We start from the raw sequence: 16,068 nt of genomic DNA, 5'->3' as shown, positions 1-16,068 counted from the left end.
CGTTGGTTACCGCCCCTACCCCCCCTGTCCTCATCCCCTTCCTCCCTTCCCCCTCTCCTTTTCGCCCCCCCCTCCCCCCCCCCCCCTCGGTTTTCCCCCGGTCCCGTAACGCGCCGAGGTTCTGAGGGGGCTCAGACGTCCCGCTTCTCCAGCAGCGCGAAGGCGGCGGCGAACGCGGCGGCCGTGGCGCCGAGGAGGATCCACAGCGGGTCCCAGCCGGACGGGCCGGACTGGCTGAGGGAGTTGGCGTAGAAGACGCTCAGCTGGTTCGGGATCGAGTACTCGAACAGCGCGTCGCGGACGCGCTGCAGCGACTCCGAGAACATGAACAGCGCGATCACCAGCGGGGCGAGCACGGCGCCGATCATGATGGTGATGGCGCCGGCCGAGTGCCGGATGATCGAGCCGACGGCGAGCGAGAGCAGGCCCAGCAGGGCGACGTAGGCCGAGATGCCGACCGTCCCCCTCAGCCACTCCCCGCCGGAGGGGGACCTGGCACCGTCGCCCTCCAGCATGGCCACGTGCAGGAAGGCGACGAGCGACGCGGAGACGAGCGTCACCGCGAAGGCGACCAGGAAGAACACCACGGCCTTCGCCGCCAGCACCCGGCCCCGGCTCGGGCACGCGACCATAGTGGTGCGGATCATGCCGGTGCCGTATTCCGAGGCCGTGGTCAGAACTCCCAGCGTGATGATGCACATGCTGCCGAGCAGCAGGCCGAAGAAGCCCAGACCGAGCGGGCTCTCGCCGTCCAGGGCCGGGTCGGAGTCCGCCACCACCACGCCGGTCAGCGTGCCGATGCCGACGACGAGCAGCACGAAGACGCCGAGCGTCCACATCGTGGAGCGGACCGACCTGATCTTCGTCCACTCGGAGGCGATGGCGTTCCCGAGGTGCGTCCGCACGACCGGGATCGGCGAGGTGTAGCCGGGGTACGGGGCTCCGGGCGCCGCCTGCCAGGCGGGCGCGGCCTGCGGCATCTGGGACTGGGGGCTGCTCATCGGTCGTCCTCGGGCTTGGTCAGGTCGGAGGTCGGGGCGGCGGCCGGGGCACTGGCGGGCGCCGGCCCGGCGGACGGCTGGGGCTCGGGGGCCTGGGGCGGCGCGGGCTGGGCGTAGGGGTTGGAGGTTCCCGCGCCGTACGGTCCCGCCGGGGCCTGGCCCGGTGCGTCCTGCGGTGGCATGGAGAACGGCTGGCCGCCCTGCTGGGGCGGCGGCGGGGCGTACCAGCCCGGCTGGCCCTGGCCGGGCACCGGCATCGGCGGCTGCGCGCCGGGCGGGAGCGGCTGCTGAAGGCCTTCCTTCTGGTCGATGGTCGAGCGGTAGTCGACGGCGCCCTGCGTCATCCGCATGTACGCCTCCTCCAGCGAGGCCTGGTGCGGCGACAGCTCCCACAGCCGTACGTCGTGGTCGTGCGCGATGTCGCTGATGCAGGGAAGCGGCAGCCCGGTCACGCGCAGCGCGCCGTCCTGCTCGGGCAGCACGTGCCCGCCCGACTCGGTGAGCGCGGCCGAAAGCTTCTCCCGCGCCTGCGGCTCGGTGTCCGGGGTACGCACCCGCGCGAAATCCGCCGAGTTCGCGGAGATGAAGTCCGTCACACTCATGTCCGCGAGCAGCTGCCCGCGCCCGATGACGATGAGATGGTCGGCGGTCAGGGCCATCTCGCTCATCAGGTGGGAGGAGACGAAGACCGTACGGCCCTCCGCCGCGAGCGCCTTCATCAGGTTGCGCACCCAGAGGATGCCCTCGGGGTCGAGGCCGTTGACCGGCTCGTCGAACAGCAGCACCTGCGGGTCGCCGAGCAGCGCCGCGGCGATGCCGAGCCGCTGCCCCATGCCCAGGGAGAAGCCCTTGGACCGGTTCTTCGCGACGTCCTGCAGACCGACGACGCCGAGCACCTCGTCCACCCGCCTGGCCGGGATGCCCGACAGCTGGGCCAGGGACAGCAGGTGGTTGCGGGCGGAGCGGCCGCCGTGCACGGCCTTGGCGTCCAGCAGGGCACCGACCTGGCGGGCGGCGTTGGGCAGCCTGCGGTACGGGTAGCCGCCGATCGTCACATGCCCGGCCGTCGGGTTGTCCAGTCCGAGGATCATCCGCATCGTCGTCGACTTGCCCGAGCCGTTCGGCCCGAGGAAGCCCGTGACGGATCCGGGCCGCACCTGGAAGGAAAGGTTGTACACAGCGGTCTTGTCGCCGTAGCGCTTCGTCAGGCCGACTGCTTCGATCATGCTCCGCACCCATCGCAAGGTTCAGGACAGCGGGGCACACGCCCCCGTAAGGGTTAGGAGGATATCGAGGCGCTGACGGTTCCGCCCAAGAGGAGGTAAAAGGTCAAGCCAAGTCCGCCCCTCAGGCATCCCGCTTCTTCAGCAGCACGAATCCGCCGATCAGCGCCGCGAGCACCCACAGCCCCATGATCCCCAGCCCGCCCCACGGGCCGTACGGGGTGTCGTCGAGGGGCGTGACCACCTGCATGATCCTGCTGCCGGCCTGGTCGGGCAGGTAGCGGCCGACCTTCTTCGTCGCGTCGACGTTCCCCAGGATGTTGGAGATCAGGAAGAAGAAGGGCATCAGGATGCCCAGCGACAGCATCGGGGAGCGCAGCATCGCGGCGACGCCCATGGAGAACATCGCGATCAGCGCCATGTAGAGGCCGCCGCCGAACACCGCCCGCAGCACCCCCGGGTCACCGATCTCCGCCCCGTGCTCACCCAGCATCGCCTGCCCCAGGAAGAAGGCCGCGAAGCTGGTGACGAGCCCCACCAGGAGAGCCAGCGCGGAGGCGACCGCGATCTTGCTGAACAGGAAGGAGCCCCGCTGCGGCACCGCGGCCAGCGAGGTGCGGATCATGCCGGTGCTGTACTCGTTCGACACGACCAGCACCCCGAACACGATCATCGCCAGCTGACCGAGACTCATCCCCGCGAAGCTGATGAACGTCGGGTCGAACTCCGCCCGGTCCTGTGCGTTCATGGAGTCGAACTCGTTCTTCGACAGGGCCGAGATCAGCATGCCGAGGGCGATCGTCACGACCACCACCAGCGAGAGGGTCCACACCGTGGACGCCACCGACCGGATCTTGGTCCACTCCGACCGTACGACCTGCGTCGTCGCCATGCTCAGCCCCTCTTCCCGCCGTCGCCCCACTGCTGCCGCGGTGGCTCGGTGCTCGTCTCGCCGTGCGCGTGGTACTCCACCGACTCCGCCGTCAGCCCCATGAACGCCTCCTCCAGCGACGCCTGTTGCGAGCTCAGCTCGTGCAGGGTGATCCGGTGTTGCGCCGCCAGCTCGCCGATGTGCTCGGCCTTGCCGCCGTCCACCTCCAGAGCCCCGTCACTGCTCTCCACGGCCACGATCCCGGCCTGGTGCAGCACATCGAGCAGCCGCTCCCGCTGCGGACTGCGCACCCGCACGTACGACCGTGAGTTCCGGTCGATGAAGTCGGCCATGGAGGTGTCCGCGAGCAGCCGCCCCTGCCCGATGACGACGAGGTGGTCGGCCGTCAGGGCCATCTCGCTCATCAGGTGGGAGGAGACGAACACGGTCCGGCCCTGCGCGGCGAGCGACTTCATCAGGGTGCGGATCCAGTGGATGCCCTCGGGGTCGAGGCCGTTGACCGGCTCGTCGAACATCAGGATCCGCGGATCGCCGAGCAGCGCCGCCGCGATGCCGAGCCGCTGCCCCATGCCCATGGAGAAGCCCTTGGTCTTCTTCTTCGAGACCGCCGTCAGCCCGACCGTGTCCAGCACCTCCCGCACCCGGCCGCGCGGAATGCCGTTGCTCTGCGCGAGGCACAGCAGATGGTTGTAGGCGGTGCGCCCGCCGTGCCAGGCCTTGGCCTCCAGCAGGGCGCCGATGTACGTCAGCGGGTCCTTGAGCTGCTGGTAGTGCTTGCCGTCGATCCGGACGTCGCCGGCGGTCGGGTGGTCGAGCCCCAGGATCATCCGCATGGTGGTGGACTTGCCCGCGCCGTTCGGCCCGAGGAAGCCGGTGACGATGCCTGGTCTGACGGTGAACGACAGGTTGTTGACCGCCACCTTCTCGCCGTACCGCTTGGTCAGCCCCTCCAGCTCAATCATGCCCGCCACGCTAGAACGCGACAAAGCCCTCTGCCACCCGGGCGGCAGAGGGCTTTGCGGAGGTTCAGACTCCGTATGCCGGGCTGTTACCGGGACTGCTGGGCCGGGACCCCGCGGGAGATCGGCTCGTCCTCGGCCGGCGTGCCGGCGGCGGCCACCGCGGCGCCCGTGAGCGTCGCGAGCATCTCGCGGACGTTCGTCAGCTGGGCGTTGATGCTGTCGCGGCGGTTGGTGAGGGCCGCGAGCTCGCGCTCGGATTCCGAACGGATGCGGTCGGCCTTGGCGTTGGCGTCGGCCACGATGTCCTCGGCCTGGCGCTGGGCCGTCTCCACCGTCTGGCGGGCGCGGCGCTCGGCGTCCGTGCGCAGCTTCTCCGCCTCCAGACGGAGCTGCTCGGCGCGGTGCTCGATCTCGGCGAGACGCTTCTCGGCCTTGGCCTGACGGGAGGCCAGGTCGCGCTCGGACTGCTCGCGGCGCTTGGCGAGGTTCGTCTCGAAGTCGGCGGCGGCCTGCGCGGCCTTGGCACGAGTCTCCTCGAAGAGGGCGTCTGCCTCCTCGCGCTTGGACTGCGCGTCCTTCTGCGCCTCGGAACGCAGCTGGGCGGCGTCGCTCTTGGCCTTCTCGACGATCCGCAGGCCCTCGTCCTCGGCCTTCGCCTTGCGCTCCGCCGAGTACGACTCGGCGTCGTTGCGCACCTGCTGGGCCGCGGACTCGGCGAGCTCGCGGTGCTGCTCGGCCGCGCGCCGGGCCTCCTCGCGCAGGTCCTTCGCCTCTTCCTCGGCGAGGCGGAGGATCTTCTCCACGCGCGCGCCGAGGCCGGCGTACGACGGCTCGGCGTCGGTGATCTGGGCCTGGGCGTTCTGCGTCTCGAGGTGGAGCTCCTCGATGCGCTTTTCCAGAGCGGTGATGCGGGCGAGAGCGCTGTCACGGTCGGAGACGAGCTTGGAGATACGTTCGTCCACCTGAGCGCGGTCGTATCCACGCCGCACAAGCTCGAAGCCGTAGGGGGAAGTGTCGCTCATGGGGTTCCTGTCGAATGAGACCGGTGAGGTGATAGGTGGAATCCTAGGGGCCGAAACGGTGTGTCATCGAGCGGATGCGCGTTTGGTCTGCAAATTGAGACCCCTTTTGGGTGGCTCACCGCAGGACTGCTTGCCAAAGACTTGGTCAAAGGCTTCAGCACACACCGGTTTCGCCCCGTTTCGCTAGCTATCCGAGGACTTGCCACCCGATCGGGGTGCGCCGACCGTCGCGCCTGCCTTGACTCCGTTGTCCTTGGAGGAGGAAGGCGCCTCGAAGGACTCCAACGCCTCCAGGACGTCCTGGACACGGGAGATCTCGGCATTGATGTCCTCGCGGCGGCGGACCAGGACCTCCAGCTCGCGCTTGCCCTCCTCGACCGTGCGCTTCGCCTCGCGGATCGCCTCGGCCTTGAGCTCCTCGGCCTCCCGGACCAGCGTGGACTTCTTCTGCTCGGCCTCCTTGAGCAGCCCCTCCGCCTTCTTCACCGCGGCGATACGAACCTTGCCCGCCTCGGAGTTGGCCTCCGACACGATCTCCTTGGCCTTCGCCTGCGCCTTCGCCAGCTGCTCCTCGGCGGTCTTGACGAGCGCGTCACAGCGGTCGCCCGCCGACTTCATCGCCTCGGCCGACTCGCGGCGGGCCCGCTCGTGCAGCTCCTCGATCTCCGAGGTGATGCGCTCGCGCAGCTCCTCGGCACGCTCCCTTATCTGCGTGGCGTCCCGGCGCGCGCCGACCAGCAACTCGTCCGCGTCCGTACGGGCCTTCTCCACCAGCGAGTTGCCCTCGACTGTCGCCTCGGACACGAGCCGGTCGGCCTCCTTGCGGGCCGCGCCCACCATCGTGTCGGCCCGCGACTCGGCCTCCGCGGTGGTCTTGTGCGCCTGCTGCTGCGCCTCGGTGAGCAGCTTGTCCGCTTCGGCGGTGGTCTCCGTGATGAGCTTGTCGACCTGCTCGGCCGCCTCGGAGCGCCGCTTGTTGGCGTCCTTGCGGGCCTCGTCCAGCGTGCGGTCGGCCTCCTCGCGCGCGGTGGTGACGAGCCGCTCCGCCTCCGCCTCCGCGTCGGCCTTGACACGCTCGGCCTCGCCGCGGACCTGCTCCGCGTGCTGCTGCGCCGAGCCGGCCGTCTCCGCGGCCTCGGCACGCAGCCGCTCCGCCTCGCCGGTGGCCTCACCGATCAGCTGGTCGGCCTTGGCGACCGACTCGGCGCGCAGCCGCTCGGCCTCCGTGGCCGCCTCGGAACGGACTCGCTCGGCCTCCGAGACGGCCTCCGTACGGACCCGCTCGGCTTCGGCGACCGTCTCCATCCGCAGCCGGTCGGTCTCCTGGACCGTGTCCGTCGTGAGCCGCTCCGCCTCGTTGCGCGCCTCGGTGATGAGGGTGTCCGCCTGCGTCGCCGCGTCCGACCGGATGCGGTTGGCGTCCTCGCGGGCGTCCGCCCGGGTGCGCGAGGCGCTCTGCTCGGCCTCGGCGATCGCGTCCGACGCCTCCGTGCGCACCCGCTGGGCGTGCTCGGCGACATCCGCGCGGATCCGCTCCGCCTCCGCGATCGCCTCGGACATCGTCCGCTCGGCGAGCGCCTTGGCGGCCTCGGTCTCCTGGTGCGCCTCGCTGCGCAGCCGGCCCGCGTCCTCGCTCGCCCGCTCGCGCTCCGCGTAGGCGTCGGAGCGGACCCGGTCCGCCTCCTCCTGGGCCTCCCGGCGCGCCCGGTCCGCCGCGTGCTCGGCGGCGCTGCGCAGCCCGGCGATCTCCTCCTGGGCCTGCTCGTGCAGCCCCGCGACGGAGTCCCGGACCTGCTGCGCGTGCTGCTCGGCCGCGGACACCATCTCCGTGGCCCGCCGGTCGGCCTCCTCGACCAGCCGTACGGCCTCGGTCTGCGCCTCCTCCACGCGCTTGCGCGCGGAGGCCAGCAACTCCTCGCTCTGCTCGCGGGCCCGCTCGCGCTCCTGGTCGGCCTCCTGCCGAGCGGAGCCGAGGACTTCCTCGGCCTCCCGGCGGCGCCGGTTGGCCTCCTCCTGGGCGGCGGCCAGCGTCTCGGACGCCTCCGTGGCGAGCCGCTCGGCGGCGGCCTGCGCCTCCGCGCGCATCCGGTCGGCGCTCTCCTGCGCCTCCGACTTCAGCCGCTCGGCCTCGCTCGCGGCCTCGGACCGCAGCCGTACGGCGACGGCCTCGCCCTCGGCACGCGCCGCGGACGCGTCCGACACGGCCTCGTCGCGCAGCCGCTCGGCCTCCGCCTCGGCCTGCTGCTGGAGCGTACGGATCCGCTCGGCGGCCTCGGTGCGCAGCCGCTCGTTCTCCTCGACGGCCTCGCGGCGGATCCGCGCGGCCTCCTCACGGGCGTCCGACAGCGCCTGCTCGGCCGCCGTCAGCCGCTCCTCGGCCTCCGCCTGGAGACGCGTCAGCTCCTCGGCGGCCTCCGCACGACGGGCCTCCACGGCCCGCTCGGTCTCCTCGTGCAGCTCCCGTGCCGCGCGCTCGGCGTCCGCCTTCAGGGCCTCGGCCTGCTCGACGACCTCCTCGCGGTGCCGCTCGGCCTCCTGCCGGGTGCGCTGGAGGGTCTCCTCGGCCTGCCGGCGCAGGGTCGTCGCCCGCTCGATGGCCTCGGTGCGGACCTTCTCGCTGTCCGTCGTGGCCTTCGTACGCAGCTCGTCCGCGTCCGCCTTGGCCTTGGCGAGCAGCTCCTCGGCGGACTTCGCCGCCTCCTCGATCTGCGCCACGGCCTCCTTGCGGGCCTCGGCGCGGATCTTCTCGCCCTCGTCGACCGCGTCCGCCCGCAGCTGCTCGGCCTCGCCGCGCAGTCGGCGGGCCTCCTCCTGCAGCTCGACCGTCTTGGCGCGGTACTCCTTGGTGTCGTCCTTCGCCGCGCCCTTGAGCTCCTCGGCGATGTCATGCGCCTCGGCCCGCAGCCGGTCCGCCTCGGCCTCGGCCTCCTTGCGGATCCGCTCGGCCTCCTCGGCCGCGGCCTTGGTGGTCTTCTTGGCGTCCTCCGACGCCTTGGTGAGGACCTCCTCGGCGGTCCTGGCCGCCTTGGACAGCTGGGTCGCCGTCTCCTCGGCGGTGAGCGCCCGGGCCTTCTCGGAGGCCTCGTCGACGATCTTCTCCGCCTCGGCACGGGCGTCGGCGACCAGCTGCTCGGCCTCGGACTTGGTGTTCTCGGCCTCCTTCGTGGCCTCCTGGACCAGCCGGGCGACCTGCTCCTTGGCGGTGCGCGTCCGCGTCTCGTTCGCGGACTCGGCGCTCGCCAGGGCCTTGGCGGCGGCCTCCTTGGCCTCGGTGACCAGCTTCTCCGACTCGGACTGCGCCTTGCGCAGCGCCTCCTCGGCCTCGGCCATCCGCTGTTCGGCGGCCTTGCTCAGCTCCTGGGCCTGGCGGCGCGCGGACTCCGACTCCGTGGCGGTGGACGTCCGCAGCTGCTCGGCGTGGTCGGTGGCCTCCTGGGCCTGCGTGGAGGCGGCGTTGAGGAGCCGCTCGGCGTCCGTGCGGGCGCGGCGCAGGATCTGCTCGGCCTCGGTCCGGGCCTCCTCGGCGGCGCCCGTCAGTCGCTGCCGGGCCTCGGTCGTCAGCCGCTCGGCCTCCGCACGGGCGGTGGCCAGGGCCTGCTCGGCCTCCGCCCGGGACTCCTCCAGCAGCCGGCGGGCCTGCTGCTCGCTACGGGCCCGCAGCTGCTCCGCCCACGCCACGTTCTCGTTGACGTGCGACTCGACCGTCTGGCGGCGCTCGGCCAGCTCCTGGTCCAGTTGCTGGCGGCGGGTCACCGCCTCCTGGTGCAGCTCCGCCTGGAGCCGGGCCGCCTGCTCGGCGTGCTCCTGGAGGATCCGCTGGGTCTGGGCCCGGGCCTCGCTCAGCTCGCGGTCGGCGTCGGCGCGGATCTGGTCGGCCTGCACCTGCGCGTTGCGCAGCAACTGCTCGGCCTGCCAGCCGATGTCGCCCCCGTCGAAGGAGGGCCGGGACATGATGGTGCGCCGCGCCTCGTGCAGCTTGGCGCGCAGCACCTCGACCTGGTAGCCGAGGTCCTCGGCGTGCTGGATCGCCTTTTCCCGCTCGGTCTTCAGCCGCTTCATCTCGGCTTCGAACCGAGAGAGGTGGTCGACGTCAGCCGCCGGCTCTCGCTCCTGGCTCTCGTAGCCCCGCACTGCGCGGTCCCATCCGTCCCCTGGTCGCAACTCTTTCCGAACGAGCTCCGTCCATCCGCCGAACGGGGCCCCCGGGGAATGGTGTCAGATCATCGGCGGAGCAGAGGCTGCTGCCCCGACGCTCGTCCCCCGAAACCCGGACCCCGGTGGTCCTGCCGTCGCACGGCGGGACCGCGGTCACCCTGGCTGAGCGGCGACCGCACCCAACCCTACCGGCCCCTATGTACGAGGGTCAGTGCTCAGGTGACTCAACAGGCGCCGAAGTGACCAGTTCTGTCAGTACGCCATGACAGTCCTTGGGGTGCAGGAAGGTGATCCGTGACCCCATGGAACCGCGTCGCGGCTCTTCGTACAGCACGCGTACGCCCTTGTCCTTGATCTCCGCGGCCTCGCCGTCCACATCCGCCGTACCGAAAGCGATGTGGTGGACGCCCTCCCCGTTCTTCGCGAGCCACTTCGCGACGGTGGAGTCGTCGCGGGTCGGCTCCAGAAGCTGCAGGTAGGAGGCGCCGCCGTCGGACGTTTCGTTGATCTTGAGCATGGCCTCGCGCACGCCCTGCTCCTCGTTGACCTCGGAGTGGAACACCTCGAAGCCGTAGGTGGCACGGTAGAACTCGACGGTCTTGTCGAGGTCGAAACAGGCGATTCCGATGTGGTCGATTCGCGTCAGCATGGATTCAGTGCAGCGCCCCGGAGGTGGTTACGCAACGTGCGCGCGATCACACCGACAGCCCGGTGACGGGGCGGAGTACCGGTCAGTACATTCGAAGTAAACCCTCGTTCACTCCTCGGCTGTGCAGCCGGTAAGGGGATCGCAGCTCATGTCTTCTGCTACGACCAGTTCGGTGATCGTCTCGGGGGCGCGTACGCCCATGGGGCGGTTGCTCGGTTCACTGAAATCCTTCTCCGGAGCCGATCTCGGCGGCTTCGCGATCAAGGCCGCCCTCGACCGTGCGGGGATCGGTGGCGACCAGGTGCAGTACGTGATCATGGGCCAGGTGCTCCAGGCCGGGGCGGGTCAGATCCCGGCCCGCCAGGCCGCCGTCAAGGCCGGCATCCCCATGAACGTGCCGGCGCTGACCATCAACAAGGTGTGTCTGTCGGGCCTCGACGCCATCGCGCTCGCCGACCAGCTGATCCGTGCCGGTGAGTTCGACGTGGTCGTCGCCGGCGGCCAGGAGTCCATGACCAACGCCCCGCACCTGCTGCCGAAGTCCCGCGAGGGCTTCAAGTACGGCGCGGTCGAGATGCTCGACGCCATGGCCTACGACGGGCTGACCGACTCCTTCGAGGGCGTCGCCATGGGCGAGTCGACGGAGAAGCACAACACCCGCCTCGGCATCGCGCGGCCCGAGCAGGACGAGATCGCCGCGCTGTCGCACCAGCGGGCCGCCGCCGCGCAGAAGAACGGCCTGTTCGAGGCCGAGATCACGCCCGTCGAGATCCCGCAGCGCAAGGGCGACCCGGTGCTGTTCAGCAAGGACGAGGGGATCCGGGGCGACACCACCGCCGAGTCCCTGGGCAAGCTCCGCCCGGCGTTCTCGAAGGACGGCACGATCACGGCCGGTTCGGCCTCGCAGATCTCCGACGGTGCCGCCGCCGTCGTGGTGATGAGCAAGGCCAAGGCCCAGGAGCTCGGCCTGGAGTGGATCGCCGAGATCGGGGCCCACGGGAACGTGGCCGGGCCGGACAACTCGCTGCAGTCGCAGCCGTCCAACGCGATCCTGCACGCGCTGAAGAAGGAGGGCCTGGAGGTCTCCGACCTCGACCTCATCGAGATCAACGAGGCCTTCGCGGCCGTGGCCGTGCAGTCCATGAAGGACCTCGGGGTGTCCACCGAAAAGGTGAATGTCAACGGCGGCGCGATCGCCCTGGGTCACCCGATCGGGATGTCCGGTGCGCGTCTCGTGCTGCATCTCGCGCTGGAGCTGAAGCGGCGGGGCGGTGGCGTGGGCGCGGCCGCGCTGTGCGGTGGCGGCGGTCAGGGCGATGCTCTGATCGTGCGGGTGCCCAAGGCCTGAGTTTGCGGGTGCCCAAGGCCTGAGTTTCGGTACTCCCTGATCTGAACGGAGCTGTGATGCAGGACGTCTCCACGCTGGTGGCCCAGGCCAGAGAAGGGCGGCCGCGGGCCGTGGCCCGGCTGATCTCCCTGGTGGAGGGGGCGTCCCCGCAGCTGAGGGAGGTCATGGCGGCGCTGGCGCCCCTGACGGGCGGGGCGTACGTCGTGGGGCTGACCGGGTCGCCGGGCGTCGGCAAGTCCACGTCGACCTCGGCGCTGGTGACGGCGTACCGCAAGCAGGGCAGGCGGGTCGGCGTGCTCGCCGTCGACCCGTCGTCCCCGTTCTCGGGCGGTGCGCTGCTCGGGGACCGGGTGCGGATGTCGGACCACGCGTCCGACCCGGGCGTCTACATCCGCTCGATGGCGACGCGCGGGCATCTGGGCGGGCTGGCGTGGGCCGCTCCGCAGGCGATCCGGGTCCTGGACGCGGCCGGCTGCGACGTGATCCTCGTCGAGACCGTCGGGGTCGGGCAGTCGGAGGTGGAGATCGCCTCGCAGGCGGACACGTCCGTGGTGCTGCTCGCGCCGGGGATGGGCGACGGGATCCAGGCGGCCAAGGCCGGGATCCTGGAGATCGGTGACGTCTACGTCGTGAACAAGGCCGACCGGGACGGAGCGGACGCGACGGCTCGCGAGCTGAACCACATGCTGGGGCTGGGCGAGGCGCGGGGGCCGGGCGACTGGCGGCCGCCGATCGTGAAGACGGTCGCGGCCCGGGGCGAGGGCGTCGACGAGGTCGTCGAGGCGCTGGAGAAGCACCGGGCGTGGATGGAGGAGCGGGGGGTGCTCGCGGAGCGGCGCCTGTCCAGGGCGTCTCGGGAGGTCGAGGCGATCGCGGTGACGGCGTTGCGGGAGCGGATCGCTGACCTGCACGGAGACCGGCGGCTGGGAGCGCTGGCGGAGCGGATCGTCGCGGGTGAGCTGGATCCGTACCGGGCGGCTGACGAACTGGTGGCGGGCTTGACGGAGGGCTGAGTGCGGGTGCCTCCGGCGGTGGAGCGGGTGCCTGCGGCGGCCTGTGGCTGCTTCGGAGGGGGCGCGCGTGGCGCCTGCGCGGTGAGTGTGGGTCGGGGCCGCGCCGGGGGGTGTCCGTCCTCGGAACGGCGCGATGGGGTGTCATACCGACTCGCTGTCCGTTGACGCGCCAACCGCTGCGGGCGGACACCCCCCGACACGTCCCCTTCTCACCGTACGCGGGCGCGGGCGCGTCGTGGCCCCGCCCAGCTACGGACGACGCCCCCTTGCGCCGTCAGGCGGGTGCGGGCGCGTCGTGGTCCCGCCGGCTGCGCGACGCCCCGGCGTCAGATGTGACGCCGGGGCGGTGGAAAAGGGCAGTACCTGATCAGTCCTGGTCGTCGGAGTCGTCCTGCACGTCCGAGCGGTCCGCCGTGACCTTGCCCGACTTGAGGTCGACCTTCCAGTCCTGCTCGGCCGCGCCGGACGTGCGGGTCTCGGCCTCCCAGGACTTGGTCGTGCCGTCCTCGTCCAGCTCGACGGACGTCACCACACCCTTGCCGGCGGCGGCCTTCGCGGCCTCCCCGGCCGTCACGGAGGATCCCTTCAGCGCGGCCCGCACCTGCGCCGTGTCGTCCTCGTCGTCGGTCTGCGAACCCAGGACCTTGCCGCTGGACGGGTCGACACTCACGCTGTGCCAGGCGTTGTCGCCCGACAGGACGTCGACCTTCCAGACCACCTTGTCGCTGTCGTCCTCGTCGTCCAGCTCGGCGGAGACGGCCGTGCCCGACGTGTGCTTCAGCGCGGAGGCGATGGCCTCGGACGCCGTGACGTCCGCCGAGGCGGCCCGCGCGGCGTCGTCGTCCCGGTCGTCGTCGCGGTCGTCCCGCGCGTCCGCGCCGTCCTGGTCGTCGCGGCCGTCGTCGTCCGACAGCCGGGTGTTCGCCGCCTGCCGCGCCGAGCCCTCGTCGCCCCCCGAGGTCGCGAGAGCCGTGGCCGTACCGCCTCCGACCAGAGCGGCAGCGGTCACAGCGGCGATCACGATGTTGCGCTTCATGCGGATTCCTCCTGAGTCGTTTCGTTTTCGACGTCTTCGACTCTGGCCGATCGAGGCTGAGAGGAAGCTGAAGGCCCCTGAAGGGATCTTCAGCTTGGCTTTGCCACTCTTTACCCATGCGCCTGTTGATCGTGGAGGACGAGAAGCGGCTGGCCCTGTCGCTCGCCAGGGGCCTGACGGCCGAGGGGTACGCCGTGGACGTCGTCCACGACGGGCGGGAGGGGCTGCACCAGGCCTCGGAGGGGACGTACGACCTGGTGATCCTCGACATCATGCTGCCGGGGCTCAACGGCTACCGGGTCTGTGCCGCCCTGCGCGCCGCCGGGCACGAGGTGCCGATCCTGATGCTGACCGCCAAGGACGGTGAGTACGACGAGGCCGAGGGGCTCGACACCGGCGCGGACGACTACCTGACCAAGCCGTTCTCGTACGTCGTGCTCGTCGCCCGGGTCAAGGCGCTGCTGCGGCGGCGCGGGCAGGGCGCGGGGGCCTCGCCCGTGCGTGTGCACGGCGACCTGAAGGTGGACACGGCCGCCCGGCGGGTGTTCCTCGGTGAGGACGAGATCGCCCTCACCGCCAAGGAGTTCTCCGTGCTGGAGCAACTCGTGCTGCGGGCCGGCGAGGTGGTGTCCAAGTCCGAGATCCTGGAGCACGTCTGGGACTTCGCGTACGACGGTGATCCGAACATCGTCGAGGTGTACGTCAGCACCCTGCGGCGGAAACTGCGGGCGGGGCTGATCCGGACCGTGCGCGGGGTCGGGTACCGGCTGGAGACGTCGCCGTGAGGCGGCTGTTCGGGTCCGTCCGGGCACGGGCCACGCTGGGAGCCACGCTGGTGGTGGCGGTGGCGCTCGTCGCCGCCGGGGCCGCCGTGCTGCTGTCCCTGCGGTCCAACCTGATCGGCGAGGCCGGCACGCAGGCGGAGCGCTCCGCGCGGGCGGTCGCCTCCGATCTCGCCGCCGGGACGCCGTACGACAAGCTGTCCGGGCTGGACGGGGACGACGGGCCGGTGCAGGTCCTGGACGAGCACCAGCGGCTCGTCGCGGCCAGCGAGGACCTGGAGCGGATCAGCGGGACGCACAGCGACCAGGTGAAGCCACAGCCGGCGGTGACGCCCTCCGGGGACGACGATGACGACTCCGAGGACGCGGGCGAGGCCCTCGAAGCCGCTGAGATCTCCGGGGAGAGCGTCTTCAGCAACGGGTCGGCGACGATCGACGGGGAGACGGAGGACTACCGCTTCGCCGCCGTCGAGGTGGAGACCCAGGACCGCGGGCACCTCACGGTCTACGCCGGTACCCCGCTGGCCGCCGAGCACGGGGCCGTGCGGACCGCGCTGACGGTGATGCTGATCGGGTTCCCGCTGCTGCTCGCCGTCGTCGCCGGCGTGACCTGGCTGGTCACCCGACGGGCCCTCAGGCCCGTGGAGGGCATCCGGCGCGAGATGGCCGCGATCACCCACTCCGAGGACCTCGCGCGGCGCGTCCCGGAACCGGACACGCACGACGAGATCGCCCGGCTCGCCAGCACCACCAACGAGACGCTCGCGGCTCTGGAGACGTCCGTGGAGCGGCAGCGGCGCTTCGTCGCCGACGCCTCCCACGAACTGCGCAGCCCCATCGCCTCGCTGCGGACGCAACTGGAGGTGGCCGCCGCGCACCCCGAGCTGCTGGACCTCGACGGGGCCGTGGAGGACACCGTACGGCTGCAGCGGCTGGCCGCCGATCTGCTGCTGCTCGCCCGGCTGGACGCGGGGGAGCGGCCCCAGGACACGCGGGTCGACCTCGCCGGGCTGGCCCGGGACGAGGCCGAGGGGCGGACGGGCGTGACCGTGGACGCGGAGCCGGTCGAGGTGGCCGGATCCCGGGGGCAGTTGGGGCGGGTGCTGGCCAATCTGCTCGACAACGCCCAGCGGCACGCCCGGTCGGCCGTCACCGTGAGCGTGCGGCGCGAGGGCGACCGGGCCGTGGTCGGGGTGGCCGACGACGGTGACGGCGTGCCGGAGGCCGACCGGGAGCGGATCTTCGAACGGTTCGTACGGCTGGACGCCGCCCGTAGCCGCGACGACGGCGGCGCCGGGCTGGGCCTGGCCATCGCCCGCGACGTCGCCGTGCGGCACGGCGGCACGCTCACGGCCGGGCAGGGACCCGCAGGCGGAGCCTTGTTCGAACTCCGCCTGCCGCTCGCCTGATCCGAGCCGCGGTCATGGGCGCCCGCGCTGTCCGCGCAGGTGCTCCGCGATGGGCTTGAGGCCCTTGTCGAGCTCCGTCAGGGCCTCGGGGGACAGCAGGTCGATGAAGTGCCTGCGCACGGACGACACATGGTGGGGCGCGACCTTCTGCATCATCGCCATGCCGTGGTCGGTGAGGACCGCGTAGAGCCCTCGGCGGTCGGACTCGCAGTTCTCCCGCCGGACCAGGTTCGCGTTCTCCATGCGCGTGATCTGGTGCGACAGGCGGCTCTTGGACTGGAGGGTGGCGGAGGCGAGGTCGCTCATCCGCATCCTCTGGTCGTCGGACTCGGAGAGATTCACCAGGATCTCGTAGTCGTTCATTGTCAGGCCGAACGGCTGCAGGTCCTTCTCGAGCTGGTACGTCAACAGCCTGTTGACCTCCAGGTGGGTGCGCCAAGCACACTGCTCCGCATCGGTCAGCCAGCGGGTGGCCGTCTCGGTCTCCATGAATGAAGTCTACCTAAAAAGTTGAAAGGTGAACTAGTGAGGGGTTTCGTGTGACAGTGCCCGCCTGCCGAGCGATGGTGCGCAGAC

Annotated in this window: 13 protein-coding genes; 4 read left to right on the top strand and 9 right to left on the bottom strand. The window is 71.3% G+C overall.

The genetic code is table 11. The features are described 5' to 3' along the window. Positions 1–131: 131 nt before the first annotated feature. The 7 genes from ACZ5TL_RS33670 to mce form a co-directional block, all read right to left on the bottom strand. Positions 132–1,001, bottom strand: a complete 870-nt coding sequence (locus tag ACZ5TL_RS33670) for an ABC transporter permease (RefSeq protein WP_468594601.1) — start codon at positions 999–1,001, stop codon at positions 132–134. Then, positions 998–2,227 carry an ABC transporter ATP-binding protein gene (locus tag ACZ5TL_RS33665; RefSeq protein WP_468594600.1) on the bottom strand — a complete coding sequence of 410 codons (1,230 nt, stop codon included), beginning with the start codon at positions 2,225–2,227 and terminating at the stop codon, positions 998–1,000. Before ACZ5TL_RS33665 ends, ACZ5TL_RS33670 begins: the two co-directional genes overlap by 4 nt. Before the next feature lie 121 nt (positions 2,228–2,348). After that, positions 2,349–3,116 (bottom strand): ABC transporter permease, encoded by a 768-nt coding sequence (locus ACZ5TL_RS33660; protein ID WP_468594599.1) that lies wholly within the window; start codon positions 3,114–3,116, stop codon positions 2,349–2,351. A gap of 2 nt (positions 3,117–3,118) precedes the next feature. Further along, positions 3,119–4,078, bottom strand: a complete 960-nt coding sequence (locus ACZ5TL_RS33655; protein ID WP_468594598.1) for an ABC transporter ATP-binding protein — start codon at positions 4,076–4,078, stop codon at positions 3,119–3,121. Between the two features lie 86 nt (positions 4,079–4,164). Then, complete coding sequence (locus tag ACZ5TL_RS33650; RefSeq protein ID WP_184850054.1) at positions 4,165–5,100, bottom strand: coiled-coil domain-containing protein; 936 nt, start codon at positions 5,098–5,100, stop codon at positions 4,165–4,167. 183 nt (positions 5,101–5,283) lie between these two features. Next, the gene (gene scy / locus ACZ5TL_RS33645; RefSeq protein ID WP_468594597.1) at positions 5,284–9,231 is read right to left on the bottom strand and encodes a polarized growth protein Scy; all 3,948 of its coding nucleotides are present in this window, start codon (positions 9,229–9,231) and stop codon (positions 5,284–5,286) included. Positions 9,232–9,463: 232 nt separating this feature from the next. Next, on the bottom strand, positions 9,464–9,904 hold the full coding sequence (mce, locus tag ACZ5TL_RS33640; RefSeq protein WP_468594596.1) for a methylmalonyl-CoA epimerase: 441 nt from the start codon (positions 9,902–9,904) through the stop codon (positions 9,464–9,466). Between the two features lie 148 nt (positions 9,905–10,052). Here mce and ACZ5TL_RS33635 point away from each other — a divergent pair, with 148 nt between their 5' ends. Both ACZ5TL_RS33635 and meaB read left to right on the top strand, forming a co-directional pair. Further along, complete coding sequence (locus ACZ5TL_RS33635) at positions 10,053–11,252, top strand: acetyl-CoA C-acetyltransferase (protein WP_468594595.1); 1,200 nt, start codon at positions 10,053–10,055, stop codon at positions 11,250–11,252. Positions 11,253–11,308: 56 nt separating this feature from the next. Then, entirely contained in the window at positions 11,309–12,265 is a 957-nt protein-coding gene (gene meaB / locus ACZ5TL_RS33630; protein ID WP_468594594.1) for a methylmalonyl Co-A mutase-associated GTPase MeaB, read from the top strand. A 367-nt stretch (positions 12,266–12,632) separates the two neighbouring features. On the opposite strand, the gene ACZ5TL_RS33625 is transcribed toward meaB, so the two are convergent. Beyond that, positions 12,633–13,301 (bottom strand): PepSY domain-containing protein, encoded by a 669-nt coding sequence (locus ACZ5TL_RS33625; protein ID WP_468594593.1) that lies wholly within the window; start codon positions 13,299–13,301, stop codon positions 12,633–12,635. A 116-nt stretch (positions 13,302–13,417) separates the two neighbouring features. On the opposite strand from ACZ5TL_RS33625, the gene ACZ5TL_RS33620 reads away from it, so the two are divergent. Next, the gene (locus ACZ5TL_RS33620) at positions 13,418–14,086 is read left to right on the top strand and encodes a response regulator transcription factor (RefSeq protein WP_468594592.1); all 669 of its coding nucleotides are present in this window, start codon (positions 13,418–13,420) and stop codon (positions 14,084–14,086) included. Next, entirely contained in the window at positions 14,083–15,492 is a 1,410-nt protein-coding gene (locus tag ACZ5TL_RS33615) for a sensor histidine kinase (RefSeq protein WP_468594591.1), read from the top strand. Before ACZ5TL_RS33620 ends, ACZ5TL_RS33615 begins: the two co-directional genes overlap by 4 nt. Positions 15,493–15,504: 12 nt before the next feature. On the opposite strand, the gene ACZ5TL_RS33610 is transcribed toward ACZ5TL_RS33615, so the two are convergent. Beyond that, the gene (locus ACZ5TL_RS33610; protein WP_468594590.1) at positions 15,505–15,981 is read right to left on the bottom strand and encodes a MarR family winged helix-turn-helix transcriptional regulator; all 477 of its coding nucleotides are present in this window, start codon (positions 15,979–15,981) and stop codon (positions 15,505–15,507) included. Between the last annotated feature and the right edge of the window lie 87 nt (positions 15,982–16,068).

It is taken from the genome of Streptomyces sp. NPDC033136, assembly GCF_055578235.1.
The sequence above is the reverse complement of the archived record's forward strand: the minus strand, read 5'-3'. Positions and strand labels throughout refer to the sequence as shown.

What these genes read in the sequence shown, in the direction of transcription:
- ACZ5TL_RS33620 (WP_468594592.1), top strand. Translation starts at nt 13,418, where the DNA reads ATGCGCCTGTTGATCGTGGAGGACGAGAAGCGGCTGGCCCTGTCGCTC.
- ACZ5TL_RS33625 (WP_468594593.1), bottom strand. Translation starts at nt 13,301, where the DNA reads ATGAAGCGCAACATCGTGATCGCCGCTGTGACCGCTGCCGCTCTGGTC.
- meaB (WP_468594594.1), top strand. Translation starts at nt 11,309, where the DNA reads ATGCAGGACGTCTCCACGCTGGTGGCCCAGGCCAGAGAAGGGCGGCCG.
- ACZ5TL_RS33650 (WP_184850054.1), bottom strand. Translation starts at nt 5,100, where the DNA reads ATGAGCGACACTTCCCCCTACGGCTTCGAGCTTGTGCGGCGTGGATAC.
- ACZ5TL_RS33655 (WP_468594598.1), bottom strand. Translation starts at nt 4,078, where the DNA reads ATGATTGAGCTGGAGGGGCTGACCAAGCGGTACGGCGAGAAGGTGGCG.
- mce (WP_468594596.1), bottom strand. Translation starts at nt 9,904, where the DNA reads ATGCTGACGCGAATCGACCACATCGGAATCGCCTGTTTCGACCTCGAC.
- ACZ5TL_RS33670 (WP_468594601.1), bottom strand. Translation starts at nt 1,001, where the DNA reads ATGAGCAGCCCCCAGTCCCAGATGCCGCAGGCCGCGCCCGCCTGGCAG.
- ACZ5TL_RS33635 (WP_468594595.1), top strand. Translation starts at nt 10,053, where the DNA reads ATGTCTTCTGCTACGACCAGTTCGGTGATCGTCTCGGGGGCGCGTACG.
- ACZ5TL_RS33610 (WP_468594590.1), bottom strand. Translation starts at nt 15,981, where the DNA reads ATGGAGACCGAGACGGCCACCCGCTGGCTGACCGATGCGGAGCAGTGT.
- ACZ5TL_RS33660 (WP_468594599.1), bottom strand. Translation starts at nt 3,116, where the DNA reads ATGGCGACGACGCAGGTCGTACGGTCGGAGTGGACCAAGATCCGGTCG.
- ACZ5TL_RS33665 (WP_468594600.1), bottom strand. Translation starts at nt 2,227, where the DNA reads ATGATCGAAGCAGTCGGCCTGACGAAGCGCTACGGCGACAAGACCGCT.